We start from the raw sequence: 25,227 nt of genomic DNA on the forward strand, positions 1-25,227 counted from the left end.
TATGGCGGTGGTCTGACGGCTGTGTTAAAATAATGTTGAGCTCAGGGGGGCCATGCATCACGGCAAAAGGAGGCAAAAAGATGGAGATGGTAGTAAGGGTCTTACCGCTCCTGGCCTTAAGGGGGATCCTGGTCTTTCCCCATATGGTTATCCACCTCGATGTGGGCAGGGAGAAGTCCGTGCGGGCCATCGAGCAGGCCATGATGGGCGAGCGCGTTATTTTTCTGGCCACCCAGAAAGAGGCCCAGACCGATGACCCGGGTCCCGATGACATATACCAGTTCGGTTGCGTGGCGGAAATCAAGCAGCTTTTAAAGCTGCCCGGCGGCACCTTAAGGGTGCTGGTGGAGGGGCTGGCCAGGGGGCGCGTCCTGCACTACCTGAGCGAGGAGCCCTATTTCAAGGTGGAGATCGAGCAGTACGGGGAACATTTCGTGAAGACCCCGGAAATTGAGGCTTTAATGCGCCACCTAGTTAGCCAGTTTGAACAGTACGTAAAGCTTTCCAAGCGCATCCCGCCCGAGACGATGGTCTCGGTGATCAACCTGGAGGATCCGGGGCGGCTTGCGGATGCGGTGGCTTCCCACCTGCCGCTGCGCCTGGAGGAAAAGCAGCAGGTGCTGGAGGCGGTGGATATCGTCCAGCGCCTGGAAAAGCTCTGCGCCCTGGTGGCCAAGGAGCTGGAAATTGTAGAGCTGGAGCGCAAGATCAACGTCCGCGTGCGCAAGCAAATGGAGAGGACGCAGAAAGAATACTACCTGCGAGAGCAGATGAAGGCCATCCAGAAGGAGCTGGGCGAAAAGGACGAGCGCACCGCCGAGGCCGAGGAGTACCGGGAGAAAATTGCCGAGGCCAAGCTGCCCAAGGAAGTGGAGGAGAAGGCCTTAAAGGAAGTGGAGCGGCTGGAAAAAATGCCGCCCATGGCCGCGGAGTCGGCGGTCATCCGCACCTACCTGGACTGGCTTTTGGCCCTGCCCTGGAACAAGGTCACTAAGGACCGGCTGGACATCAAGGTGGCGGAGGCCATCCTGGAGGAGGATCACTACGGCTTAAAGGAAGTCAAGGAGCGCATCCTGGAGTACCTGGCCATCCGCAAGCTCAACAAGAAAATGAAGGGGCCCATCCTTTGTTTCGTGGGGCCCCCGGGGGTGGGCAAGACTTCTCTGGGCCGCTCCATTGCCCGGGCGCTGGAGCGCAAGTTCGTGCGCATTTCCCTGGGCGGCGTGCGGGACGAGGCGGAAATCCGCGGCCACCGGCGCACATATGTGGGGGCGCTGCCGGGAAGGATAATCCAGGGCATGCGCAATGCGGGCTCCAAGAACCCGGTCTTCCTGCTGGACGAGATCGACAAGATGAGCATGGACTTCCGGGGAGACCCGTCGGCGGCCCTCCTGGAAGTGCTGGACCCCGAGCAAAACAACAGCTTCAGCGACCACTACATCGAGGTGCCCTTTGACCTCTCCAGCGTGATGTTCATCACCACGGCCAACGTGACGCACACCATCCCGCGCCCGCTCCTGGACCGCATGGAGGTCATCCACATTCCAGGCTACACCGAGGAGGAGAAGGTGCAGATTGCCATAAGGCACCTCCTGCCCAAGCAGCTCAAGGAGCACGGCCTAACAAAAGAAATGTTTACCATTACCGAGCCGGCCATCCGCCGCATCATCCGGGAGTACACCCGGGAGAGCGGCGTGCGCAACCTGGAGCGCCAGATTGCCACCCTGTGCCGCAAGGCGGCCAAGCGGATCGTGGCCGAGGAAACCAAGCGGGTGCGCATCACGGCCCAGAACCTCGAGAAGTACCTGGGGAGGCCCAAGTACCGCTACGGCGTGGCCGAGCAGGAGGACCAGGTGGGGGTGGCCACGGGGCTGGCCTGGACGGAGGTGGGCGGCGATACCCTGGCCGTGGAGGTAACGGTCTACCGGGGCAGCGGCAAGCTCACCCTGACCGGCAAGCTGGGCGACGTGATGAAGGAATCGGCCCAGGCGGCCTACAGCTACGTGCGCAGCCGGGCGGGCGAGCTGGGCATCTCGGAGGACTTCTTTGAGAAGCACGACATCCACATCCACGTGCCGGAGGGCGCCATACCCAAGGACGGGCCCTCGGCGGGCATTACCATTGCCTGCGCCCTGGCCTCGGCCATTACCGGTAGGAAAGTTCGCCACGACGTGGCCATGACCGGGGAAATCACCCTGCGGGGCCGGGTGCTGCCCGTGGGCGGGATCAAGGAAAAGGTGCTGGCCGCCCACCGGGCCGGCATCAATACGGTGATTCTGCCCAAAGACAACAACAAGGAGCTGGAGGAAATACCGCCCTACGTGCGGAACAAGATGGAGTTCATCCATGTGGAGCACATGGATGAGGTACTGAAGATTGCCTTGCTGGAGAAGGAGCCGGCGGAGGAAGAGGTGGCGCTGGGGGCTGCCGGGGACCTGCCCGGCGTTCCCTACCCGCCGGTGGTGCCTCCCGGGGAGGGTCCTTCCACCATCCATGAACATCGTTGCTGCTGAGCTGGTAAAGAGCGCGGCCGAGCTTGCCCAGTGCCCGGCAGAGCGCTTCCCCGAGGTGGCGCTGGCCGGGCGCTCCAACGTAGGCAAGTCTTCCCTTTTAAACTGCCTGGCCAACCGCAAGAACCTGGCCCGCACCAGCAAGACTCCCGGGCGGACCCGCACCATCAACTTTTACCTCATAAACCGCCGCTTTTACCTGGTGGACCTGCCGGGATACGGCTACGCGGAGGTGTCCAGAGAAGAGCGGGAGAAGTGGGGGCCCCTGATTGAAGGCTACCTTTCGCAGCGGGGCACGCTGGCGGGAGTGGTGCAGATCGTGGACATCCGCCACCCGCCCACGGAGATGGACCTGCAGCTCTACCGGTGGCTCCAGCACTACCGCATCAGGGCGGCCGTGGTGGCCACCAAGGCGGATAAAATCTCCCGGGGGCAGGTGGCCCGCTCGCTGCAGGTCATCCGAGAGGCCATGGCCCTGGAGAGCGGGGTGCCGCTGGTGGCCTTTTCGGCCGTCACCCGCGAGGGACGTGCCGAGCTGTTGAAAATAATTGCCGGCTGGATAAGCTAGTTGCCGCGGGTGAAGGGGAGCCGCGGCTTTTTTGCTGCCCCCTCCGGGGGAAGCCCTTCCGGGGCGCCGGAGGCAAAGCGGTTGTCGAGGAGTTCTTCCGGGGGCACTTCCCGCCGCACCTCCCTGCTCTGCAGGAGGAAGCCCACAAAGTGCCGGTAGCCATCGGGGGGCACCGCCGGGCCGGGCGACCAGACCTGCCCGTCTGCAAGGCGCTGCACGGCCCGCGCCAGCACCTCCCCGTCCAGATGTTTAAAGTACGGGGCCGCAACCTGCGCGGCCTCGGCGGCGGTGTGGCCGGCCAGCCAGAGCTGGGCCCGGTAGACGGCGTTAACAAACCGCTGTGCGGTGTGCGGGCAGGCGGCGAGGAAGGCGTCCCCGGCCACGTAGACCGCGGCGGGGAACCTGCCGGCATCGCGGCTTAGGGAGGCCACCACCCTGCCCAGCCCCCGCTCCTCGGCCAGGGAGGCCTGGGGCTCCGCAAGGACGATGAAATCCCCCGACCCGGCGGTGAAGGCCCCCAGGCGCAGGTTGGCGGGAATGTTGGTGTAAAGGGTAACCTCCCGGTAGGGGGCGACGCCGTTTTGCCGCAGGATGCCTTCCAGGAGCACCGTTTCCCGGCTGTCGGGCCAGCCGGCAATAACCGTTTTGCCTTTTAGGTCCTGCCAGCGGAAGGCGGCGCCGGCCTTGCGGGCCAGGAGGAAGTGGCCGTCGGCCTGCGCTGCGGCGGCAAAGGCCTTGAGGCCGCCGGGTCCCTGCGCGCAAGCGTACACCGCCTGCTCCAGGCCCACCAGGGCCACCTCCGCCCTGCCGTCTTCCAGGGCCAGGAGGGCGGCCTCTTCCGTGGTCGCAGGAGAAAGCAGCACCTCCAGCCCCTCCTGGCCGAAAAAGCCCAGGGCCAGGGCCACGTACTGGGGCAGGTAGAGGAGCGTGCGCGGCCCTTCCACCAGGCGGACCGTCCTTACTTCCGGCCCCCCCTCCCGGCCCCTCTTGAGGACCATCGCCCCCAGCGCCAGGGCCAGGCTAAAGGTAAGGAGCAATAATAACACTCCCGGCTTCTTCATTGCCCCGCCTCCCGCGGAAAGAATTGACTGGCTACTTAAATACTTATTTTCGCCCCCGCCTTTTTTGACGGGCGTCCGGTCTGTTCTTGTCAAAGCAAAAGGCCGCCATTATAATGATGCTGATCGGCAACTGCTGGAGGCTGGAACCAAGGAGAGGGGAAAGCGCATGGCCAGAACCGACATGCCCACCGCCTACAACCCCCGTGACGTGGAGGAAAAGTGGTACCGCTACTGGGAGGAGAATAAGTTTTTCCATTCCGAGGTCGACCCCTCGCGGGTGCCCTATACCATTGTCATGCCGCCGCCCAACGTTACCGGACAGCTGCACATGGGGCACGCCCTGGACAACACCCTGCAGGACGTGCTCATCCGCTGGCGCCGCATGCAGGGCTACAACGTGCTGTGGCTGCCCGGCACCGACCACGCGGGCATTGCCACCCAGGCCAAGGTGGAGGAGCAGCTGGCCAGGGAAGGCCTGAGCAAGTACGACCTTGGCCGGGAAAAGTTCCTGGAGCGGGTCTGGGCCTGGAAGGAAGAGTACGGCGGGCGCATTACCCGCCAGCTGCGCCGCCTGGGGGCTTCCTGCGACTGGGACCGCGAGCGCTTCACCATGGACGAGGGTTGCTCGGCGGCGGTGAGGGAGTTCTTCCTGCGCCTCTACGAAAAGGGCCTCATTTACCGCGACTACTACATTGTCAACTGGTGCCCCCGCTGCCAGACGGTCATCTCGGACATCGAGGTGGAGCACCTGGAGAAGCCCGGCCAGCTGTACTACATCAAGTACCCCGCCAGGGAAGGCGGCGACTACCTGGTGGTGGCCACCACCCGCCCGGAGACCATGCTGGGTGACGTGGCCGTGGCCGTACACCCCGCGGACGACCGCTACCGGCACATGGTGGGGAAGGTGCTCGTGCTGCCGCTGGTGGGACGGGAAATACCGGTCATTGCCGACGAGTACGTTGACCCCTCCTTCGGCACCGGGGCGGTGAAGATCACCCCCGCCCACGACCCCCACGACTTTGAGGTGGCGCGGCGGCACGGCCTACCGCAAATTAAAGTGATGAACGAGCATGCCGTCATGGACGGGGAGGCCGGCCCTTACCGGGGCCTCGACCGCTGGGAGTGCCGGAAGGCGGTGTTGCGGGATTTAAAGGAGCAGGGCTACCTCTTAAAGGTGGAAGACTACACCCACGCGGTGGGGCACTGCTACCGCTGCGAGACGGTCATCGAGCCCATGATCTCCCGCCAGTGGTTCGTGCGCATGAAGCCCCTGGCCGAGCCGGCCATTGCCGCCGTAAAGGAAGGGCGCATCCGCTTTGTGCCCGAGCGCTTCACCAAGATCTACCTCCACTGGATGGAGAACATCCGGGACTGGTGCATTTCCCGCCAGCTCTGGTGGGGCCACCGCATCCCGGTTTGGTACTGTCAGGACTGCGGCGAGACCATGGCTGAGCGCGAAACGCCGGAGAAATGCGCCCGCTGCGCCAGCCCGCGGCTCGAGCAGGACCCGGACGTTTTAGACACCTGGTTTTCCTCGGGGCTCTGGCCCTTCTCCACCCTGGGCTGGCCCCAGAAGACCCGCGACCTGGAGTATTACTACCCCACCACGGTGCTGGTGACCGGGCGGGACATCATCTTTTTCTGGGTGGCCCGCATGATCACCAGCGGCCTCTTTGCCATGGAGGAAGTGCCCTTCAAGGAGGTTTTCATCCACGGGCTGGTCCTGGATGCCCTGGGGCGCAAGATGAGCAAGTCCCTGGGCAACGGGGTGGACCCCATTGAGGTCATCGAGAGCCACGGCGCAGACAGCCTGCGCTTCATGCTGGTGACAGGAAACACGCCCGGCAGCGACCTGCGCTTCCACTTCGAGCGCTTAGACGGAGCGCGGAACTTCGCCAACAAAATCTGGAACGCCTCGCGCTTCGTGCTCATGAACCTCGACGGGTACCGGCCCGAGGAGGCCCCCGGTCCGGAGGCCTATACCCTAGCCGACCGCTGGATCCTGAGCCGCTACGCCAGGTGCGTGCGCGCGGTGACCGAGAGCCTCGAGGCCTACGAGCTGGGGGAGGCCGCCCGCGCCATATACGACTTCCTCTGGGACGAGTTCTGCGACTGGTACATCGAGCTGGCCAAGCCCCGCCTCTACCACCCGCGGGAGCCCCGCGACAGGCAATTGGCCCAGCACGTGCTGGCCCGCGTGCTCAAAGGGGCCCTCGAGCTGCTGCACCCCTTTATGCCCTTCATTACCGAGGAGATCTGGCAGCGCCTGCCCCACCGGGGGCGTACCATCATGCTGGCCCCCTGGCCGGTCTACCAGCCGGAGCTGGTGGACGAGGGGGCCGAGGCGGCCATGGAATTGCTCATGGAGGTCACCCGCGCCATCCGGCACATCCGCAGCGAGATGAACGTGCCGCCGGGCAAGACGGCTACCGCCGTGCTGGTGGCGGAGGAAGAGGGCGCCCGGGAGCTGCTGGCAGGCTGGCGCCACTACGTCGAAGGGCTGGCGCGCTGCCGCGTGGAATTACGCGCCGCGTGTGACGCTCCCCCGCCCCAGTCCGCCCACGGGGTGGCCCGGGGGGTAAAGATTTACGTGCCGCTGGCCGGCCTCATCGACATAAACCGCGAAGCGTCGCGCCTGGAGAAAGAGCTGGCGGCAGTGGAGAAAGAGCTGGCGCGGGTAAAGGGCAAGCTGGCCAGCGAGGCCTTTTTAACCAAGGCCGCCCCGGATGTGGTGGAAAAAGAGCGGGCCAAAGAGAAGGACCTTTCCGCCAGGGCCGCCTCCCTGCGGCAGCGGCTGGCCGTTTTAAGGGGCTAGCCGGCGGGGCGCCAACCCGCAACGAAGGATGCCGCATGGGCCGGGGTCCCCGGCAGGAACCCGGGAAGCGGGCGCCGGCCCGGCCCGCAAAGCTTGCCGTGCGGGCGGGAGGCGGAGCATGCCGGGCGGAAAAAGCGGGAGGCGCCCGTGGGGGATTAAAAAAGGAGTGCTTGCTGCCTTGGAGTACCGGGAGGCGCTTTCCTTTTTAGAAAACCTCACCAAATTCGGCTTTAACCTGGGCCTGGGAAGGATCGAAGAACTCCTGCGCCGCCTGGGGAACCCCCACAGAGAGCTAAAGGTCGTGCACGTGGGGGGCACCAACGGCAAGGGGTCCACCACGGCCATGCTGGCCTCCGTGCTGGCCGCCGCCGGCTACCGGGCGGGCGCCTTCACCTCCCCCCACCTGCACTCCTACACGGAGCGCTACCAGATCAACGGGCGGCAGATCTCCGAGGGGGAGCTGGGCAGGCTCATCGGCGAGCTGCGGCCTTACCTTGAGGCCATGGTGGCCGAGGGCTACGAGCACCCCACGGAGTTTGAGGTCTGCACCGCCGCCGCCTTCCTGTACTTTGCGCGCCGGCAGGTGGACTTCCTGGTCCTGGAAGTCGGCCTGGGAGGCATCATCGACTCCACCAACGTGGTGGAGAGACCCCTGGTCACGGTGATCACCAACGTGGGCATGGACCACATGGACTACCTGGGCCGCACCATCCGGGAAATTGCCGCCGCCAAGGCGGGCATCGTCAAGCCCGGCGTGCCCCTGGTTACCGCCTGCCGGGGGGAGGCCCTGGAGGTGGTGGCCCGGGCCTGCCGCGAAAAGGGCGCGCCGCTGGTGCTGGTGCGCGCGGCAGGCGAGCCGCCCGGGGAGGGGCTGTCCGGCCTCCCCGCCGCCCTGGTCACCTGGGAGGCGGAGGGTGCCGCCCCGGATCTTGCGGGCCAGCACCTGACCGTCTGCGGGCGGCACGGGGTTTACCGCCGCCTCTTCATTCCCCTCCTGGGCCGGCACCAGCTGGAAAACGCCGCCGGGGCGGTGGCCGTGCTGGAGATCCTCCGGGAGCAGGGGTATGCCGTGACGGAGGAGGCGCTGCGGCGGGGGCTGGCCGCCACCCGCTGGCCGGCCCGGCTGGAAGTGCTCAAAGGGGAGCCCCTGGTGATCCTGGACGGGGCGCACAATTATGACGGGGCCAGGAGCCTGGCCCGGGCCCTGGCCGACCACTTCCCCGGCAGGGGCGTAGTGCTGGTCATCGGCATGCTGGGGGACAAGGAGCGGGGGAAGGTGGTGGCGGAGCTGGCCCCGCTGGCCCGCGCCGTGGTGGTCACCAGGCCGGACAGCCCCCGGGCGGCCAACTGGCGGGAGCTGGCAGATGAGGCGCGAAAACACCTGCAGGAGGTGTATGAAGAGGAAAAGGTGGCCGGGGCCGTGCAGAGGGCCCTCTCGCTGGCCCGCCCCGGGGAAGCGGTGGTGGTCACCGGCTCGCTTTACATGGTCGCGGAGGCCAGGGAAGTGCTGCTGGCAGGGACCTAGGGAGATGCTCAGAGGGGCACCGGATTTCCGGTGCCCCTTTAAAATTTCCCTCCCGGATAAAAGCGCCTTTGGCGATTCATAATACCACCACAGGAAAGCCGTGTGCCGTATGCACAAAAGGTGCCGGGGTGTTGGTGGTGCGCAGGGTCTTACGGCAGCTGGCCCGCCTCTTACCCAAAAAGAAAAAGAGCCTGCAGGCGGTTGAGAGCGGGGTGCAGTGGGAAAAGAGCTATGAGGCCGCCGAGCTCAAACAACGGCCCGTGAGCGCCCGCCTGGTGGAGAACGTTTCCTTTTTAAACGAGGTCCTGGGCCACAACAGCGACTTCGTGCTGCGGGAGATCCGCCTGGGGGTGGGGGCGGGGGTGCCGGCGGCACTGGCCTATGTGGACGGCCTGGTGGATAGAGCCATCGTTAGCGACACCCTCATCAAGGGGCTGACCCTGGAGGGCCGCATGGCGGGTCTGAAGGCCGGGGACGCCGGGGATCTCCTGCTCCTGGCCAAAAATTTCCTGGTCAGCGTGGCCGCCGTGAAGGAGGCCGCCGACTACTTTGCCCTCCTAAACGGCCTCCTCTACGGCGAGGTGGCCCTGCTCATTGACGGCGAGGACAGGGCCCTTTTGGTTGACGCCAAGGGCTGGGCAGTGCGCAACATCGAGGAGCCCGCCAGCGAGGGCCTGGTGCGCGGTCCCCGGGAGGGCTTCACGGAACTCATGCGCACCAACACCGCGCTCATCCGCCGGCGCCTGCGCGATCCGAATTTGGTGGTGGAGGGCCTGTGCTTCGGAGAGCGCACCCGCACCCAGGTGGAGATCGTTTACATCCGTGGGCTGGCCGCCCCGGAGCTGGTGCAGGAAGTAAAGGACCGCCTTTCGCGCATCCACATTGACGGCATCCTGGAGAGCGGCCAGATCGAGGAGCTCATCGAGGACAACCCCTACACCCCCTTTCCCCAAGTCTTTCACACCGAGCGCCCCGACCGGGTGGTCTCCATGCTCCTGGAGGGGAGGGTGGCCATCATCACCGACGGCACGCCCATCGTGCTGGTGGTGCCGGCGGAGTTTGCCGTCTTCATGCAGGCCGGCGAGGACTACTACGAGCGCTACTTCCTGGCCACGGCCATCCGCTGGCTGCGCTACATTGCCCTGGTGACCTCCCTCACCCTCCCCTCCCTCTACATTGCCATGACCACCTACCACCAGGAGATGATCCCGCCCCGGCTGCTCACCTCCGTGGCCTCCTCCCGGGAGGGCATACCCTTCCCCGCCTTTGTGGAGGCCCTGCTCATGGAGTTTTTCTTCGAGGCCCTGCGGGAGGCCGGCATCAGGCTGCCCCGGCAGGTGGGCCAGGCGGTGAGCATCGTCGGTGCCCTGGTCATCGGCCAGGCGGCGGTCTCGGCCAACATCGTCTCCCCCCTCATGGTCATCGTGGTGGCCTTAACGGGCATTGCCTCCTTTGCCGCGCCTGTGTTCAGCCTGGCCATCACCATGCGCCTTTTGCGCTTTCCCATGATGGTCTGCGCGGCCACCCTAGGGCTCTACGGCATTGTGGCCGGGCTTTTGGCCATCCTCGTCCATGCCGCGGGCCTGCGCAGCTTCGGCATCCCCTACCTGGCCCCCCTGGCGCCGCTCCACCGCCGGGATTTAAAGGACATGCTCGTGCGCGCGCCCACCTGGGCCATGGACCACCGGCCCACGGAGCTGGTCAAGGGGGACAAGCGGCGCCAGGCGCCTGGGCAGGTGCCCCGCCCCGGCAGCCGCAGGCCCCCCGGGGGAGGCGGCGGCGGTGCTTAGGGGGGTGCGGCGGGCGGCGGGCCTTTTGCTGGCGGCCCTTTTCGTCCTGGCCGCCGCCGGCTGCTGGGACTACAAGGAAGTGGAGGACATGGGCCACGTCATGCTCACCTCCGTGGACCTCACCCACCGAGGCAAGTTCTGCCTGCGGGTGCAGGTGCTGGTGCCTGCGGCCCTGGCCGGGGGCGGCGGGGCGGGAGGGATGGCTGGCGGGGGAGCGGCGCGCGGCGGGGGCGCCCGCAAGCCCTACCGCCACTACCTGGCGGAGGCGGACACCCTCTTTGAGGCCTTCCGCGACCTCACCACCAAGGCCCCCCGGCGCCTCTTCTTTGCCCACAACCAGGTGATCCTGGTGGGCGAGCGGCTGGCCAGGGAGAGGGGCGTGGGGCCGGTGGTGGACTTCTTCGAGCGCAACCCCCAGATCCGGCGGGACACCTGGCTCCTGGTGGCCAGGGGGGACTTAAAAGAGCTGATGGACGTGAGCAGCATTTTAGATCCCCTCCCGGGAAGGCACATCCTGGGGGTGGTGGACAACCGGGACCTCTCCTCCCGCGTGGCCGCCACGCGCCTGGGGGACTTCGTGGAGATGCTGGAGAGCCCCGGCAGGGAGGCCTACACCGGAGTGGTGGAGATGGTGCCCAGCGAAACGGTGAGCCGTATCGGCCTTACCCCCGGCGCCGCCGGGCCCGACCCGGCGAAAGACATCAGGATTACCGGGGCGGCGGTGTTCAAGGGCGATAAGCTGGCCGGTTTTCTGGACAACCGGGAGGCCCGCGGCCTCCTCTGGCTGCGGGGGGAAGTGAGGGGCGGCCCGGTGGAGTTTGCGCTGCCCGGGGGAGGCAGGGTGGCCGTGGAGATCCTGCGGGCCGGGCGGGGGGCGGTGAAGCTCGAGCCGGTGCTCAGCGAGGGCCGGCTTTCCATGAGGGTGAGGATAAAGACCCGCGTGAACCTGGTGGAGGCCCAGGCGCCGGGGCTGGAGCTGGACAAGCCCGCCGTCATCTACGGGCTGGAGGAAGAGCTTTCCCGGGCCATACGCGGGGAGGTGGAGGCGGCCCTGGCGCGCCTGCAGGGGGAGTACCGGGCCGACGCCTTTGGCTTTGGGGAGGCGGTGCACCGCCGGTACCCGCGGGCCTGGAGGCAGATCAAGGGCGAGTGGGAGGGCTACTTTGCCGCCCTGCCCGTGGAGGTGGAGGTCAAGACCAGCATCCGCCGCACCGGCCTCATCAAAAAGCCCCTGGTGCCCAAGGGAGGGGATAAAATCAAGGGAATCCAAGGAGGGTGAAAGCTAATGAAGGTCTTTCTACTGAGTGTTCTCTTTGCCGCCGTCTGGGCCCTGCAGGTGCCGCCCCTGTGGAAGCAAAGGAGGTGGCGGGAGCTGGCCGCCTTTGCCGCGCTCATGATCCTGGCCATGGCCTACGGCTACGGGGTGGCCCTGGAGCTTCCCGTGCCCAACCCGGCCAGGGCGGTGGAGGTAATCTATGCCCCGGTGACCAGGCTGCTGCAAAAAATGATGGGCTAGGCGGCGGGGCGCGCGGCACGTTTTGGAGCTTGCCAGGCCGGGGGCAAAATGATAAACTGGTACAGGAGAAGACGGGGTTTTCGCCCCGTTAGTAAGGCTTTTCGTTTATTTTTGACTTTTTTCGACGGTGGTTTTTCATGCCCAATGCCTACAAGCCCCAGAAAAGCCTCTGGCTGCTTTTCGTCCTCCTCCTGGTGGGGGCCCTGGTTGGTGATGCGCTGGGGGCCATCCTCATCCCCTACCTTCCTCTGCTCAAGCCCTTTACCTCCATAGGGCTGGCTCCGGCCACCGCCGACCTCCACTTCCTGCGCCTCACCTTCGGCTTTACCCTCACCTTAGGGCCCATGACCGCGCTGGGCCTTCTGCTGGGCTATTTTCTTTACCGCAAGCTGTAGGGCTTTTCGCGAGGGGGAACGGACGTGCTGCCCATTTACCTGGCTTCTTCCTCTCCCCGCCGCCGCATGCTCTTAGCGCAGCTGGGCCTTCCCTTCAGCGTCATCGTGCCAAAGGTGGAAGAGGAAACGGTCGACGGCCTGCCCTGCGCGCGGCTGGTGGAGGAGCTGGCATACAAAAAAGCCCTGGCCGTGGAAGGCGCCGTGGCCCGCGGCATCATCGTGGCCGCGGATACCGTGGTCGTCTGCCGTGGGAAGGTGCTGGGCAAGCCTTCCGGGGAAGCAGAGGCCAGGGAGATGCTGCGTCTCCTTTCCGGTTGCGTCCACGAGGTCTACACGGGCCTGGCCGTGCTGGAAAAGCCCGCCGGGCGCCGGGTGCTCGCCCACGAGCGCACGGAGGTAAAATTTAGGGCGCTTTCCGAGGAAGAGATCGCGCGCTACGTGGCCACCGGCGAGCCCATGGATAAGGCAGGGGCATATGCCGCCCAGGGCCTGGGGGCCATTTTTATTGAGGGCATAAAGGGCTGCTATTTCAACGTGGTCGGCCTGCCGGTGGCCAGGCTGGCGGCGGTTTTAAGAGAATTCGGTGTCGACCCCCTGGAGTACCGGACCGGGGGGGCGGCGGGGGAGTAGGGCCGCCATGGAAGTGCCGGTTTACCGCGTGACCATCAAGGACATGCCCCGGGAGTCCCGCCCCCGCGAGCGCCTGCTGCGGGAGGGGGCGGGGGCGCTGACGGACATCGAGCTCCTGGCCGTGTTGCTGCGTACCGGCACGCCCACGGCCAGCGCCGTGGAGCTGGCCGCGGCCCTGCTGGCCCGCTTCGGGAGCTTGAAGGCCCTGGTGCAGGCTTCCGTGGAGGAGCTGAGCGGCCTGGCAGGCGTGGGGCCGGCCAAGGCCGCCGTCATTAAGGCGGCCCTGGAGCTGGGCCGCCGCGTGGCCGCCAGCCGCGACGGCTCCCGCCCGGCGGTGAGGAGCCCCGCGGACGCCGCCGCCCTGGTCATGGAGGAGATGCGCCACCTCGACCGGGAGCACTTCTGGGCGCTCCTGCTCAACACCAGGAACCAGGTTATTGCCCGGGAGGTCGTGGCCATAGGCACCCTTAATTCCTCCGCGGTGCACCCGCGGGAGCTTTTTAAGAGCGCCGTCCGCCGCAGCGCGGCGGCCCTCATCCTGGTGCACAACCACCCCAGCGGCGACCCCGCTCCCAGCCCGGAGGACCTGGCGGTTACCAGGAGGCTGGTGGAGGCCGGGCGCATCCTCGGCATCGAGGTGCTCGATCACCTCATCATCGGCGACAACCGCTACGTCAGCTTGAAGGCCGAAGGGATTTTGTGAAAGGGGAAAGGAGAGAAAAATGCGTATAGGTCTTTTTTCCCGCGACATGGGCATAGACCTGGGGACCGCCAACTCCCTGGTTTACGTTAAAGGCAAGGGCATCGTCCTCCGGGAGCCCTCGGTGGTGGCCATTGAGCGGGACACGGGACGGGTGCTGGCGGTGGGCGAGGAGGCCAAGCAGATGATCGGCCGCACACCCGGCAACATCGTGGCCATCCGCCCCATGAAGGACGGCGTCATTGCCGATTTCGACGTTACCCAGACCATGATCAAGTATTTCATCAACAAGGCCCTGCGCAACCGTACCTTCCTCTTCCGGCCCCGGGTGGTGGTTTCCGTGCCCACAGGGGTGACGCCGGTGGAGGAGCGGGCGGTGCGGGAAGCGGCCATCCAGGCCGGCGCCCGGGAGGCCTTCCTCATCGAGGAGCCCATGGCGGCGGCCATCGGCGCCGGGCTGCCCGTGCACGAGCCCACCGGCAGCATGATCGTGGACATCGGCGGGGGCACCACCGAGGTGGCGGTGATCTCCCTGGGGGGCATCGTCACCAGCCGCTCCATCCGCATTGCCGGCGACGAGATGGATGAGGCCATCATCCAGCACGTAAAGAGGACCTACAACCTCATGATCGGCGAGCGCACGGCGGAGGAGATCAAGATCGAAATCGGCACGGCCTATCCCCCTAAAGAGATCCTCACCACGGAGGTGCGGGGCAGGGACCTGGTCACCGGCCTGCCCAAGACGGTGCGCATCACCAACGAGGAGGTCTACAAGGCCCTCACCGAGCCCGTGCAGGCCATCCTGGAGGCCATCAAGGGCACCCTGGAACAGACCCCGCCCGAGCTGGCCGCCGACATCATGGACCGGGGCATTGTCATGGCCGGGGGCGGCTCGCTCTTGAAGGGCCTCGACCGGCTGGTGAGCGAGGAGACGGGCATGCCCGTGCACCTGGCGGACGAGCCCCTCCTGGCGGTGGCCTACGGCACCGGCAGGGTGCTGGAAAACATCGACGTCTTGCGGCGGGTGCTGGTTCACCCCCGCAGGCTGTCCTGACGGGTGGGGGTGCGCTTGGCTGCGGGCAAGAAGGTTTTCCTCCTGGTCCTGCTGCTCGCACTCACCCTTTACCTGATGCGCGTGAGCGCCTTTGGGCCCCGCGGCGAGGCACCCGCCGGGGGGGCGGTGAGAGACCTCCTGGCCCCCCTGCAGCAGGGATTGACCTGGCTGGGGGAGGGGGCGCGTAAGGCGCTGTCCTTTCCCGTTTCCCTGGTGCACGCCTCCCGGCGGGCGGAGGAGCTTTCCCGCCGCGTGGCCGCCCTGGAGGGCGAGCTGCTCTCTGCCAGGGAGTACCGCCTGGAAAACGAGAGGTTAAAACAGCTCTTGGATTATAAGAGCGGCCCGGCGGCCGCGGCGGGGTTGGAGGTGCGCGCGGCGGCGGTGATCGGGCGGGACCCGGGAAGCTGGTTTGCCACCATTACCATTAACAGGGGGCGCGCCCACGGCGTGGCCGAAAACATGACCGTACTCACGCCCCGCGGCCTGGTGGGGCGGGTTATCGGCGCCGGCGAGCACAGCGCCACCGTCCTCCTCATCACCGACCCCCGCAGCGCGGTGGGGGCCCTGATCCAGGAAACCCGCACCCCGGGGCTGGTGGAGGGGGAGGCTGGGGGTACCGGGCGGCTGCACATGATCCACATCCCCAACGACCAGCCCGTGCAGGAAGGCCAGGTGGTGGTCACTTCCGGCACGGGGAGCCTTTTTGTAAAGGGCGTGCCCATCGGGCAGGTGACCAGGGTGAAGAGGGACTCCACGGGGCTTTTCCTGGAGGCAGAGGTAAAGCCCTTTGTGGACTTCAACCGCCTGGAAGAAGTGCTGGTGGTTACCGGGGTGCGCTCACCCTAGGCCGAAGGAGTGTGTGCCGGCGGTGCGGAGCTTGTTTTTTTTAGGCGCCCTTTTCGGGCTGGCCCTCCTGTTGCAGGTGACCCTGGCCGGCATGATCTCCCTCTGGGGGGCGGTGCCCGACTTGGTCCTTCTGCCGGTGGTCTTTCACGGCCTCTGGAGGGGGTCAAGGGAAGGGGCACTGTGGGGCTTTGCGGCAGGGCTGGGCAAGGATTTTCTCTGCGGCCACTACCTCGGGCTGAGCGCTCTCAGTTTGTCCGCAGCCGGTTACCTGGCCGGCTGGGCCGAATCCCGCCTCTACAAGGAGAGCACGGCGGTAGCCCTGCTGACCACCCTGGGGTGCTCCCTGGCCAGCCAGTTAATCTATTACCCCCTCCTGTTCTTTGTGGGGGTGAAGGTGCCCCTGGTGACGGCCGTGGTGAGGGTCATATTACCCACAGCCGTGTACTCCGCCGCCCTTGTGCCCCTTTTTTACCCCCTGTTCAGCCGCCTTTACCAGAGAGGATGGATGGGGAGTGGCTAGCCCTTCATGAACGCGCCGGGAACGGCCCCCAAGCTGGAAAAGAAGCTGCAGGTCATGCTGGCCGTCGTGCTGGCGGCGTTTGCGGTGCTCGTCTGCAGGCTGGCCTACCTCCAGCTGGTGCAGACCGATAAGTACCGCATGATGGCCCAGCAGAACCACCTGCGCCTCATCCCCATCATGGCTCCCCGCGGGGAGATTTACGACCGCAACGGCGTCCGCGTGGTGGGCAATAAGCCCATCTACACCGTTTCGCTGGCCTACCTGGGGGTGAAGAACACCGACCAGGTGGTGCCGCGGCTGGCCCGCATCTTGGCCGGCGAGCGGGTCTTTGCGGGCATGAGCGTGGCCGAGATCGAGCAGGAAATACACCGCCGGCTGGGCGAGCAGAAGCTGCGGCTGTATGAGCCCGTGCCCGTGGCCCGCGGGGTTTCCCTGGAAACGGTCACCCGCATTGAGGAGCAGCGCCTGGAGTTACCGGGCGTGCTCATCGACGTGCAGCCCGTGCGGGATTACCCCTTCGGGGACCTGCTGGTGCACGCCCTGGGCTACGTGGGTCAGATGGACCGCCAGGAGCTGGAGGAGCACAAAGACGAGGGGTACCAGATGGGCGACAGCTGGGGCAAGGACGGGCTGGAGAAGTCCTTTGAGCGCTACCTCAGGGGGGAGCGCGGCGCCCGCCAGGTGGAGGTGGACGCCCAGGGTAGGCCGGTGCGGGACCTGGGCGTGAAGGAGCCCGTGCCGGGGAACAGCCTGGTGCTCACCGTGGATGCCCGCCTGCAGCGGGCCGCCCAGGACGCCCTGGCCAAAAACCTCCAGCGCCTGCAGCGGGAGGGCTACCCCGAGGCCCGCGCGGGGGCGGCGGTGGTGCTGGACGTGCGCACGGGGGAGATCCTGGCCCTGGCCAGCCACCCCACCTACGACCCCACCATCTTCACGCGGGAGCTTTCCCGCCGGGAGTGGAACGAGGCCTGGGCCAAGATCAACAGGGAGCAGGCCCTGCTGAACCGGGCGCTGGGGCTTTATCCTCCCGGCTCCACCTTTAAGATGGTGGTGGCGGCGGCGGCCCTGGAGACGGGCAAGATCACGCCGGACTTTGCCATCAGCGATACGGGGCGCTATAAGTATAAAACGGACTGGCAGCCGGGGGGGCACGGCAGGGTGGACCTGGTGCGGGCCATCAAGGTTTCCTGCGACACCTTCTTCTGGACCGTGGGGGCCATGCTGGGCCCGGAGCCGATAGCCCGCTACGCCCGCGAGCTGGGCCTGGGGCAAAAAACAGGGGTGGAGCTGCCCGGGGAAAACGCCGGGCGCGTTCCCGGCCCGGAACAAAAGTACAACCTGTGGAAGCCCTACCTGGACGGCGTGCAGAAGGAAATGGACGCCGTGCGCCAGGAGTACGAGCGGCGCATGGCTGCCGCCGCCGGCGAGGCCGAAAGGGCGATGCTTTCGCGGGAAATGCAGGGGCGCCTTTCCTCCCTGCAGGAGAGGTACGAGAAAATTGCCTGGGAGCTGGAGTGGCGCGAGTACGACACCCTGGACATGGCCATCGGCCAGGGCAACAACTACTACACCCCGCTGCAGCTGGCCAACTATGTGGCCGCCATTGCCAACGGCGGCACCCTCTACAAGCCCTTTCTGGTGAAAAAGGTGGTGGCCCCCGACGGGCAGGTGGTGAAGGAGTTTGCCCCCCAGGAAATCCGCCGGGTGAACATTTCTCCCCGCACCCTGGAGATCATCCGTCAGGGGATGCGCGAGGCCACCCTGCCGCCCGACGGGACCGCCGCCGGGGTCTTCTGGGGGGCTCCCTACACAGCCGGGGCGAAAACCGGCACCGCCGAGGTACACGGCCACGACAACCATGCCCTCTTTGTGGCCTTTGCCCCGTACGAAAACCCGGAAATAGCCCTGGCCGTGGTGGTGGAGTACGGCGGCCACGGCAGCTCCGCCGCCGGTGCCGTGGCCCGCGACATCCTGGACGCCTACTTCAAGCTGAAAACCGCCTCTCCCCTGGCCGGTTTAACCGAGCCCTTAGACGGCGGGCCCGGGGCGGCTCCTCCCGCGCAGCCAGGAGCGCGCCGGGAGCCGCCGGCTCCTGCCGGCCAGCAGGCGCCCCGGGGGACAAATCCCTCACCCGCCGCGGGTGCGGGCGCTTAAATTATAAAACCCTAGCAGGATTTGGTTACCACCTGTAGAACTTTTAACTCCAGCGGGGGGAGTCGGCCTTGAAGAGAGGAACCCCGGAGGTGGAAGATAACACCATTTTAATCCGGCGCACTTTGCGTTCCGGCCAGAAGGTGTATTACGACGGGCATGTGGTCATCCTGGGCGACGTGAACCCCGGGGCGGAGGTGGTGGCTACGGGCAACGTGATCGTCATGGGCACGGTGCGGGGAGTGGTGCACGCCGGGGCCGGCGGCAACGAGAAGGCCATGGTCCTGGCTTTCCGCCTGGAGCCCATCCAGCTGCGCATTGCCAACCACATTACCCGTTCCCCGGACGGGCCGCTCCAGAAGCCCACCGGCCCCGAAGTGGCCCGCATTAAAAACGGTGTGGTGACCATCGAAGCTTATTCACCGTAAGAAGGTGTGGGGAAGGAGGCAGCGTTCATGGGAGAAGTTATTGTGGTGACCTCCGGCAAGGGCGGGGTAGGGAAGACCACCACCACGGCCAACCTGGGGGCGGGGCTTGCCCTCATGGGCCGCCGGGTGGCCCTGGTGGATGCGGATATCGGGCTGCGCAACCTGGATGTGGTGCTCGGGCTGGAAAACCGCATCGTCTACGACATTACCGACGTGACGGGGGGCCACTGCCGCCTGCGGCAGGCGTTGATTAAAGACAAGCGCTTTGAGGGCCTCTTCCTCTTGCCCGCCGCGCAGACCAAGGACAAGACGGCGGTCAGCCCGGAGCAGATGAAGGCCCTCTGCGCCGAGCTTAAGGAAGAGTTTGACTTCGTGATCATAGACTGCCCGGCGGGGATCGAGCAGGGCTTCAAGAACGCCATTGCCGGGGCCGAAAAGGCCATTGTGGTGACCACCCCCGAGGTGGCTGCCGTAAGGGATGCCGACCGGGTCATCGGCCTCCTGGAGGCCGCCGAGCTGCGGGACCCCAAGCTGATCATCAACCGCATCCGCCCCCGCATGGTGCGCGCCGGGGACATGATGAGCATAGAGGACATCGTGGACATCCTGGCGGTAGACCTTTTGGGGGTGATCCCCGAGGACGAGATGGTGGTCATCAGCACCAACCGGGGCGAGCCCATCGTGCAGGACGAGCACTCCCGTTCCGGGCAGGCCTACCGCAACATCGCGCGGCGGATTCTGGGCGAGCAGGTGCCCCTGATGAACCTGGATGAAGGCGGGTTCCTGGCGCGCCTCTGGCGCCGGATGATCAGGGGGTAGAAGGAAGGGGGGAAGGGCCTTGCTGGACTTCATCAACCGCGTGCTGGGAAGGGAATCTGGCGGCAGCAAAGAGATTGCCAAGGAGAGGCTGCGCCTGGTCCTGGTGCACGACAGGGCCAGCGTATCGCCCCAGCTCCTGCAGGCCTTAAAGACGGACCTCATCCAGGTGATCTCCAAGTACATGGACATCGACGAGAAGGCCATGGAGGTCACCCTGGACAGCAACGAAAGGCAGGTGGCCCTGGTGGCCAGCATCCCCGTGAAGAGCATGAAACGGGCCACCAGGACGCCGGCAGTAAGCATTTAAAGAGCGGTGATTTCCCTTGGTATACCGGCGCATCGTACGCAGCATCGACCACACCCTTGTCTTTGCCACGGGCCTGGTCATCCTCCTCAGCCTGGTGGCCATCGGCAGCGCCACCCTGGAGTTTACCGACGAGTCTTTCAGCGAGTTAAAAAACCTTTTCCTTCCCCTGCGCCTCTTGCACCTGGACTATGCCTTTGTGCTCAAGCAGGTGCTGTGGGTGCTGATAGGGCTTGTGGTCATGGCGCTGGTCCTCTACATCCCCTACGAGGACCTGGCCAAGCATGCGCGGGGGCTTTATATTTTAAACCTCCTCATGCTCGTAGCCGTCCTCTTTGTGGGGCGGGAAGCTCTGGGGGCCCAGCGCTGGATACAGGTCGGTCCCTTTGTCTTCCAGCCTTCTGAATTTTCCAAACTCATCCTCATCGTGACCCTGGCCCAGTTCCTGGTCTCCCGGGAGGGGCGCCTCCAGCGCCTGCGGGATCTCCTGCCCGTTTTTGTTCACGTGGGCGTCCCCACCCTTTTAGTTTTGAAACAGCCGGACCTGGGCACCTCCATGGTCTTCGTGGCCATCATGTTCGGCATGCTTTTCCTGGCCGGGGCGCGCCCCTCCACGCTGGCGGCCCTCCTGGGAGCCGGGATGGCCCTTTTAGTGGCCCTTTTTGTGCTCCACGCCCACCTCCACCAGGCAGAAGCGCTCCTGGAAAAGCAGCTTTTGGCCCTGGAGGAGGAAAAGAAGACCGCCGTGGCCGCTCCCGCCCGGGAAGAGCTAAACAAAAAGTACGAAGAGGTGTTCCGGGAGTACCAGGAGGCCAGCAGGAGGCACGACTTCTTCCACCGGCACACCCTCAAGGAGTACCAGGTAACCCGCCTGACCATCTTTCTGGACCCCAAAAGCGACCTCCTGGGGGCGGGCTACCACATCTGGCAGTCCCTCATTGCCGTGGGTTCCGGCGGCTTCTGGGGCAAGGGCCTGCTGGGGGGCACGCAGAGCCACCTCACCTTCCTGCCCATCCGCCACACCGACTTCATTTTTTCCGTCGTGGGCGAGGAAGCCGGCTTTTTGGGCTCGGTGTTTCTTTTGGGCCTTTTCCTGCTCATCCTCTACCGGGGCATCAGGATTGCCGCCAGCGCCAGGGACCTGCTCGGGGCGCTGATGGCCGGCGGCGTGGTGTCCATGTTTGCCTTCCACGTTTTTGTCAACGTGGGCATGACCATCGGCATCATGCCCGTGGTGGGTATCCCGCTGCCCTTTTTCAGCTACGGCGGCTCCAACATGATCATGAACCTGGCCGCCCTGGGCCTCTTGCTTAACGTATACGTGAGGCGCAGGAAGATCCTGTTTTAATATTCCCACGCAAACGGTTTTACACCGCCGATCTTTACCAGGGCCTCGTGCATGAGGCCGCAGATTTTTTCCAGGCCCTCCCTGGTCCTGGCCTCGCAGCGGGCCACCAGCGCGGGCTGGGTGTTGGAGGCCCGCACCAGGCCCCAGCCTTCCGCAAAGAGCACCCGGGCGCCGTCTACATCCACCACCTCGTACCTCCCCTTGAAAAACTCCACCAGCCTGGCCACGGCGGCAAACTTTACCTCATCGGGGCAGGGGATGCGGGTTTCGGCGGTAGAGCAATACTGCGGTACGTCCGCCGTAAGCGCGGAAAGGGGCCGGTCGGTGCCCGAGAGTATGCGCAGGAGCCTCCCGGTGGCGTAAAAGGCGTCGTCGTGGCCGTAGAACTCATCGGCAAAGAACATATGCCCGGACATCTCCCCGGCGAAGGGGGCCCCCATTTCCCTCATCCGGGCTTTAATGAGCGAGTGGCCGGTCTTGCAGAACACGGGCCTGCCCCCCAGGCGCTCTATTTCCTCCACCAGGGCCTGCGAACACTTGACCTCCACGAGGGCCGGGGCGCCGGGGTGCCCGGGCAGGATTTCCCGCCAGAAAAGGCACATAAGGCGGTCCCCCCAGATTACCTCCCCTCTTTCGTCCACCACCCCCAGGCGGTCGGCGTCGCCGTCGTAGCCCACGCCCAGGTCGCAGCCCTCCTCCACCACCGCGTGCTGCAGTTCCCTGAGGTTGGCCCTTTTTGCCGGGGGTGGTGGTGGTGGGGGAAGGTGCCGTCGGGCTCGCAGTACAGAGGCACCACCCGGCAGCCCCAGGCCTCCAGGATGCGGGGGGCAAAGATCCCCGCCGCGCCGTTGCCGCAGTCCACGGCCACTTTGAGGGGGCGTGGTCCCAGGCGGATCCTTTGGGCGAGCATGGCCAGGTAGGGGCTCACCGCATCCACCCGCTCCACGCTCCCGCGGCCTCCGGCGTAGAGGCCCTTTTCCATGAGGCGCTGCAGGCGCCGTATTTCTTCGCCGTGGATGGTTCCCGGGCCCAGGGCCAGCTTGAAGCCGTTTTCCTCCGGGGGGTTGTGGCTGCCCGTGATCATCACGCCGGCCTCAATGCCCCAGTGCTCGCGGGCAAAGTAAAGGATGGGGGTAACCACCAGGCCCAGGTCCAGGACCCGGCAGCCGGACGCCACCAGGCCGCGCACCAGGTCGTCCCGCAGGCGCGGGGAACTCGTGCGGTTATCCCTCCCCACCAGCACCTCTCTCCCGCCCCGCTCCCGCACCACGGTGCCAAACGCCCGCCCCAGGGCTTCCACCACCTGCGGCGTCAGGTCTCGCCCGGCCACTCCTCTGATATCGTACTGGCGGAAAATGTGCGGGTTTGCCAGAGCCATGGCCGCTTTTATAACACCTCGCCGAGCCCGGCTTCTTTCAGGGCCGCCAGGAGGCGCTTTATTTCCTGGGCGCGCTCCTTGCGGCAGACCAGGAGGCTGTCTCCGGCGTCGGCAATGATGAGGTTTTCCACCCCCAGCGTGGCCACCACCTTGTGGGGGGCGTAGACCAGGGTGTTCCTGGTGTCCAGCAGCACGCCGCGCCCCTCCAACACGTTGCCGAGGTCGTCGTTTTCCCGATAGCCCTCCAGGGCCGGCCAGGAGCCCACATCGTCCCAGCCGAAGTCGCCGGGCAGGACCAGGATGTTGGGGGCGCGCTCCATGATGCCGTAGTCCACGGAAATGCCGGGCAGGTCCGGGTAGACTTCCTCCATGGCCGCTGCCAGCCGGTCGCCTATGGTCCCGGCCAGCCGCAGCAGGCCCCCGTGAAGCTCGGGAAGGTACCGGGCAATCAACCGGCTGATTAAATCCACGCGCCAGACGAATATGCCGCTGTTCCAGAGGTACCGCCCGCTGGCCAGGAACTCTCGGGCCTGCCTTACATCCGGCTTTTCGGTGAAGCGCAGGGCGCGATAGGCGGGGATGCCCATGAAGACGGCGTGCTGTTCGCCCCGGCAGATGTAGCCGTAGCCGGTTTCCGGGCGGGTGGGGGTAATGCCGATGGTGACCACCCACTGCCCGTCGCGCGCGGCGCCAATGGCCGCCCGAAGGACCGCCTGGAAGCGGGCCACGTCGGCCACGTAGTGGTCCGCCGGCAGGACCGCCATTATGCCGCCGGGAGAGCGCCGGGCCAGGAGCGCGGCGGCCAGGCCCACGGCGGCGGCGGTGTTGCGGCCCACGGGTTCGGCGAGGATGTTTTCCTCCGGCAACCCGGGCAGCTGGGCCCTCACCAGGTCCAGGTAAGCACGGGCGGTGACCACGAAGGTATCTTGCGGCTTTACAATGCCGGCCAGCCTTTCGGCGGTGAGCTGCAGCATGGTGCGCTCCCCCACCAGGGCCAAGAACTGCTTGGGCCTTGCCCGGCGGGAAAGAGGCCAGAAGCGCTCCCCGGAGCCGCCGGCCAGTATAACCGCAAACAGGTTTTGCTTGGGCACGCTTGCTCACCACCACTAAAATATTTAGTCACCCTCGGGCAAAACATGCGGTTTATGCCCTTACCCGCCCCGGGAGTTCCGCAGGCCAAACCGGAGTTCTACGGCCAAATTCTTTTCGCCCGGCGCCGCCTTTGCCGCCCCCTTTCCGGCCCGCGTGGCGCTTGCGCCCCCAAAGCAAGGCAGGGTGCGTCTGGTTAACCCTGCTGGCTGCGGGGGAAAATAAATGTGCCGGGGTTCCACAGAGATGTCCCGGCGGAAAACTGCGGGCGGCTGTTTGAAGCGGGGGTCTTTTGCTTTGGGTTCCATCCGCAGGCTGGATACCAAGCGCATTAACTGGTACGGGAGCATAACCACCAGGCCCGGGACGGGGGAGCCGGAGATTTTTGCCCGGGTGGAGTCCCTGGAACACCGCTTGCTGGAGGAGCACATCCTCCAGGTCAACGCGGCCATCAAGCTTTTTGCCGTCTTCGGCAGCGGGGATTACCCCGGCGGTTACAGCACCCTGGTGCACGCCTCCACCTTCATGCGCTTGAGGCCTGTTGCCCACCCCCGCGACATCCTTTCCATCCGCCACCGCGTGGACATCGCCAAGGTAACCGTGCGTCCCGGGCGCATCAGCGTTATCGGCACGCTGGAGCTGGAGGTGGAGTACCTCTCGCCGGTGAGCCTGGACGGGAGGGTGACGGATTTCCTCACGGGGCAGCCCGTAGGGGGAGCCAGGGTCATCCTGCTGGAGATGGAAAACGGGCGGGCGGTGCGGGAGACCACTACGGCTGCCGACGGCACCTATGCTTTTGCCGACTGCGATGCGGGAACCTACCGCGTGCGGGTGGAGGCGGAGGGCTACGAGCCGCAGGAAGAGATTGCCGTGCTCATGCTGCGGGATACGGTGAACTTTGTGCTTTACCGCCGGCGGGAGGAAGAGAAAATGCCGCGGTGAGGCGGCCCGACCGGTCATATTTTCACCCCCTTGTCCAGTATGATTTAGTGACAGGGGGGATGTGCCTTGTGGAAGAGGCCGTGGCAGAAGAAGCCCGGAAGGGGAAGCGCCGTTCCCGAGCCGCCTCCGGCGGGCGGCTGGCCCCGCGGCTACCCGCCCCGCCATCTCCCGGCGCAGCACAGGGGCGCCTACGGCTGGTTCTGGCGCAGCATGGCCGCGATGCTCATCCTGGCCCTTTTGCTCGTGGCTCGGGAGTTTCCCTACCCGGGCGGGGAGCAGGTGCGGGAGGGCCTACGCTACCTCCTGACCACCGAGTGGAACTACCAGCCGGTCCTGCAAAGGGCGGTGCAGGCGGCCCTGCAGATGGTTAACGTGGACCAGCCCTACCCCGGGGAATTCACCCCGGGCGCGCGCCAGGCCATGGGGCCGGCGGAGGAAGCAAAGCCCTACCAGCTCCCCGCCTCGGGCAAGGTGGTGCGGGGCTACGGCTGGACCAGGGATCCCCTGGACGGCCTGGAGCGCTTTCATCCCGGCATCGACATTGCCGCCCCGCCGGGCAGCCCGGTGAAGGCTGCGCGGGACGGCAGGGTGACCAGGGTAGGGGAGGACGCCGCCTTAGGGCGCTTCGTGCTGCTCGACCACGGGGACGGCGACTACACCCTGTACGCGGGCCTGGGGCGCCTGGCAGCCGCCGAAGGGCAGCGGGTGGCGGCGGGGCAGAAAATAGGCGAGGTGGGGGAGAAGGGCGACGTCAAGGGCGGCGGCCTGCATTTTGAGGTGCGGGAAAAGGAGAAGCTCATCGACCCGCTGCTCAGGCTGCGCTACTAGAGGCGGGGTG

Annotated in this window: 22 protein-coding genes and 1 pseudogene; 20 read left to right on the plus strand and 3 right to left on the minus strand. The window is 66.0% G+C overall.

Features of this window, described 5'->3' with window-relative positions; all coding sequences use genetic code 11:
- The first annotated feature begins 80 nt into the window (after window positions 1-80).
- Both lon and yihA read left to right on the plus strand, forming a co-directional pair.
- Window positions 81-2,513, plus strand: coding sequence for an endopeptidase La (gene lon / locus G454_RS17090; RefSeq protein WP_035106250.1), 2,433 nt, complete (start codon window positions 81-83; stop codon window positions 2,511-2,513).
- Window positions 2,494-3,078, plus strand: a complete 585-nt coding sequence (yihA, locus tag G454_RS0100490; protein WP_027716995.1) for a ribosome biogenesis GTP-binding protein YihA/YsxC — start codon at window positions 2,494-2,496, stop codon at window positions 3,076-3,078. Before lon ends, yihA begins: the two co-directional genes overlap by 20 nt.
- On the opposite strand, the gene G454_RS0100495 is transcribed toward yihA, so the two are convergent.
- Window positions 3,075-4,139 carry an ABC transporter substrate-binding protein gene (locus G454_RS0100495; RefSeq protein ID WP_027716996.1) on the minus strand — a complete coding sequence of 355 codons (1,065 nt, stop codon included), beginning with the start codon at window positions 4,137-4,139 and terminating at the stop codon, window positions 3,075-3,077. The two genes, yihA and G454_RS0100495, sit on opposite strands and share 4 nt — an antisense overlap.
- Before the next feature lie 166 nt (window positions 4,140-4,305).
- Between G454_RS0100495 and G454_RS0100500 the strand changes: the two genes are divergently transcribed.
- From G454_RS0100500 to rodA, 16 genes are all read left to right on the plus strand, one after another.
- Window positions 4,306-6,954: a valine--tRNA ligase gene (locus G454_RS0100500; RefSeq protein ID WP_027716997.1), complete on the plus strand. Its 2,649-nt coding sequence runs from the start codon at window positions 4,306-4,308 to the stop codon at window positions 6,952-6,954.
- Window positions 6,955-7,120: 166 nt separating this feature from the next.
- Entirely contained in the window at window positions 7,121-8,479 is a 1,359-nt protein-coding gene (locus tag G454_RS0100505) for a bifunctional folylpolyglutamate synthase/dihydrofolate synthase (protein WP_245574256.1), read from the plus strand.
- Window positions 8,480-8,616: 137 nt separating this feature from the next.
- Window positions 8,617-10,269, plus strand: a complete 1,653-nt coding sequence (locus tag G454_RS17095) for a spore germination protein (RefSeq protein ID WP_035106324.1) — start codon at window positions 8,617-8,619, stop codon at window positions 10,267-10,269.
- Complete coding sequence (locus tag G454_RS17100; RefSeq protein ID WP_051275725.1) at window positions 10,262-11,548, plus strand: Ger(x)C family spore germination protein; 1,287 nt, start codon at window positions 10,262-10,264, stop codon at window positions 11,546-11,548. The genes G454_RS17095 and G454_RS17100 overlap by 8 nt, the downstream gene beginning before the upstream one ends.
- 6 nt (window positions 11,549-11,554) lie before the next feature.
- Window positions 11,555-11,785 carry a hypothetical protein gene (locus G454_RS0100520; RefSeq protein ID WP_027716999.1) on the plus strand — a complete coding sequence of 77 codons (231 nt, stop codon included), beginning with the start codon at window positions 11,555-11,557 and terminating at the stop codon, window positions 11,783-11,785.
- Between the two features lie 137 nt (window positions 11,786-11,922).
- The gene (locus G454_RS0100525; protein ID WP_027717000.1) at window positions 11,923-12,180 is read left to right on the plus strand and encodes a DUF4321 domain-containing protein; all 258 of its coding nucleotides are present in this window, start codon (window positions 11,923-11,925) and stop codon (window positions 12,178-12,180) included.
- Between the two features lie 24 nt (window positions 12,181-12,204).
- On the plus strand, window positions 12,205-12,810 hold the full coding sequence (locus tag G454_RS0100530; RefSeq protein ID WP_027717001.1) for a Maf family protein: 606 nt from the start codon (window positions 12,205-12,207) through the stop codon (window positions 12,808-12,810).
- A gap of 7 nt (window positions 12,811-12,817) precedes the next feature.
- Window positions 12,818-13,513: a RadC family protein gene (gene radC / locus G454_RS0100535; RefSeq protein ID WP_027717002.1), complete on the plus strand. Its 696-nt coding sequence runs from the start codon at window positions 12,818-12,820 to the stop codon at window positions 13,511-13,513.
- A 19-nt stretch (window positions 13,514-13,532) separates the two neighbouring features.
- Window positions 13,533-14,564 carry a rod shape-determining protein gene (locus G454_RS0100540; RefSeq protein ID WP_027717003.1) on the plus strand — a complete coding sequence of 344 codons (1,032 nt, stop codon included), beginning with the start codon at window positions 13,533-13,535 and terminating at the stop codon, window positions 14,562-14,564.
- A gap of 15 nt (window positions 14,565-14,579) precedes the next feature.
- Complete coding sequence (gene mreC, locus G454_RS0100545; protein WP_027717004.1) at window positions 14,580-15,410, plus strand: rod shape-determining protein MreC; 831 nt, start codon at window positions 14,580-14,582, stop codon at window positions 15,408-15,410.
- Window positions 15,411-15,432: 22 nt separating this feature from the next.
- The gene (gene mreD / locus G454_RS0100550) at window positions 15,433-15,930 is read left to right on the plus strand and encodes a rod shape-determining protein MreD (protein ID WP_027717005.1); all 498 of its coding nucleotides are present in this window, start codon (window positions 15,433-15,435) and stop codon (window positions 15,928-15,930) included.
- 6 nt (window positions 15,931-15,936) lie between these two features.
- Window positions 15,937-18,084 carry a penicillin-binding protein 2 gene (mrdA, locus tag G454_RS17105; protein ID WP_084413165.1) on the plus strand — a complete coding sequence of 716 codons (2,148 nt, stop codon included), beginning with the start codon at window positions 15,937-15,939 and terminating at the stop codon, window positions 18,082-18,084.
- A 68-nt stretch (window positions 18,085-18,152) separates the two neighbouring features.
- A complete protein-coding gene (minC, locus tag G454_RS0100560; RefSeq protein ID WP_027717006.1) occupies window positions 18,153-18,509 on the plus strand; it encodes a septum site-determining protein MinC in 357 nt (118 codons plus the stop codon).
- 27 nt (window positions 18,510-18,536) lie between these two features.
- Window positions 18,537-19,328 carry a septum site-determining protein MinD gene (minD, locus tag G454_RS0100565; protein ID WP_027717007.1) on the plus strand — a complete coding sequence of 264 codons (792 nt, stop codon included), beginning with the start codon at window positions 18,537-18,539 and terminating at the stop codon, window positions 19,326-19,328.
- Between the two features lie 19 nt (window positions 19,329-19,347).
- Complete coding sequence (gene minE, locus G454_RS0100570) at window positions 19,348-19,635, plus strand: cell division topological specificity factor MinE (RefSeq protein ID WP_027717008.1); 288 nt, start codon at window positions 19,348-19,350, stop codon at window positions 19,633-19,635.
- Window positions 19,636-19,651: 16 nt separating this feature from the next.
- A complete protein-coding gene (gene rodA / locus G454_RS0100575) occupies window positions 19,652-20,980 on the plus strand; it encodes a rod shape-determining protein RodA (protein ID WP_027717009.1) in 1,329 nt (442 codons plus the stop codon).
- On the opposite strand, the pseudogene G454_RS17110 reads toward rodA, so the two are convergent.
- Together G454_RS17110 and G454_RS0100585 are read right to left on the minus strand one after the other, a co-directional pair.
- A pseudogene (locus tag G454_RS17110) lies at window positions 20,977-22,358 on the minus strand (phosphomannomutase/phosphoglucomutase). The gene rodA and the pseudogene G454_RS17110 overlap by 4 nt on opposite strands.
- An 8-nt stretch (window positions 22,359-22,366) precedes the next feature.
- Window positions 22,367-23,449 carry a mannose-1-phosphate guanylyltransferase gene (locus tag G454_RS0100585; protein ID WP_027717010.1) on the minus strand — a complete coding sequence of 361 codons (1,083 nt, stop codon included), beginning with the start codon at window positions 23,447-23,449 and terminating at the stop codon, window positions 22,367-22,369.
- A gap of 295 nt (window positions 23,450-23,744) precedes the next feature.
- Here G454_RS0100585 and G454_RS0100590 point away from each other — a divergent pair, with 295 nt between their 5' ends.
- Window positions 23,745-24,389 (plus strand): carboxypeptidase-like regulatory domain-containing protein, encoded by a 645-nt coding sequence (locus tag G454_RS0100590; protein ID WP_027717011.1) that lies wholly within the window; start codon window positions 23,745-23,747, stop codon window positions 24,387-24,389.
- Window positions 24,390-24,455: 66 nt separating this feature from the next.
- On the plus strand, window positions 24,456-25,217 hold the full coding sequence (locus tag G454_RS17115; RefSeq protein WP_051275726.1) for a M23 family metallopeptidase: 762 nt from the start codon (window positions 24,456-24,458) through the stop codon (window positions 25,215-25,217).
- The last annotated feature ends 10 nt before the right edge of the window (window positions 25,218-25,227 follow it).

The organism is Desulfovirgula thermocuniculi DSM 16036 (assembly GCF_000429345.1).
Taxonomy (GTDB): domain Bacteria; phylum Bacillota; class Desulfotomaculia; order Desulfotomaculales; family Desulfovirgulaceae; genus Desulfovirgula; species Desulfovirgula thermocuniculi.

What these genes read in the sequence shown, in the direction of transcription:
- yihA (WP_027716995.1), top strand. Translation starts at nt 2,494, where the DNA reads ATGAACATCGTTGCTGCTGAGCTGGTAAAGAGCGCGGCCGAGCTTGCC.
- G454_RS0100540 (WP_027717003.1), top strand. Translation starts at nt 13,533, where the DNA reads ATGCGTATAGGTCTTTTTTCCCGCGACATGGGCATAGACCTGGGGACC.
- minD (WP_027717007.1), top strand. Translation starts at nt 18,537, where the DNA reads ATGGGAGAAGTTATTGTGGTGACCTCCGGCAAGGGCGGGGTAGGGAAG.
- G454_RS0100525 (WP_027717000.1), top strand. Translation starts at nt 11,923, where the DNA reads ATGCCCAATGCCTACAAGCCCCAGAAAAGCCTCTGGCTGCTTTTCGTC.
- G454_RS0100520 (WP_027716999.1), top strand. Translation starts at nt 11,555, where the DNA reads ATGAAGGTCTTTCTACTGAGTGTTCTCTTTGCCGCCGTCTGGGCCCTG.
- mrdA (WP_084413165.1), top strand. Translation starts at nt 15,937, where the DNA reads ATGAACGCGCCGGGAACGGCCCCCAAGCTGGAAAAGAAGCTGCAGGTC.
- G454_RS0100500 (WP_027716997.1), top strand. Translation starts at nt 4,306, where the DNA reads ATGGCCAGAACCGACATGCCCACCGCCTACAACCCCCGTGACGTGGAG.
- lon (WP_035106250.1), top strand. Translation starts at nt 81, where the DNA reads ATGGAGATGGTAGTAAGGGTCTTACCGCTCCTGGCCTTAAGGGGGATC.
- G454_RS0100495 (WP_027716996.1), bottom strand. Translation starts at nt 4,139, where the DNA reads ATGAAGAAGCCGGGAGTGTTATTATTGCTCCTTACCTTTAGCCTGGCC.
- radC (WP_027717002.1), top strand. Translation starts at nt 12,818, where the DNA reads ATGGAAGTGCCGGTTTACCGCGTGACCATCAAGGACATGCCCCGGGAG.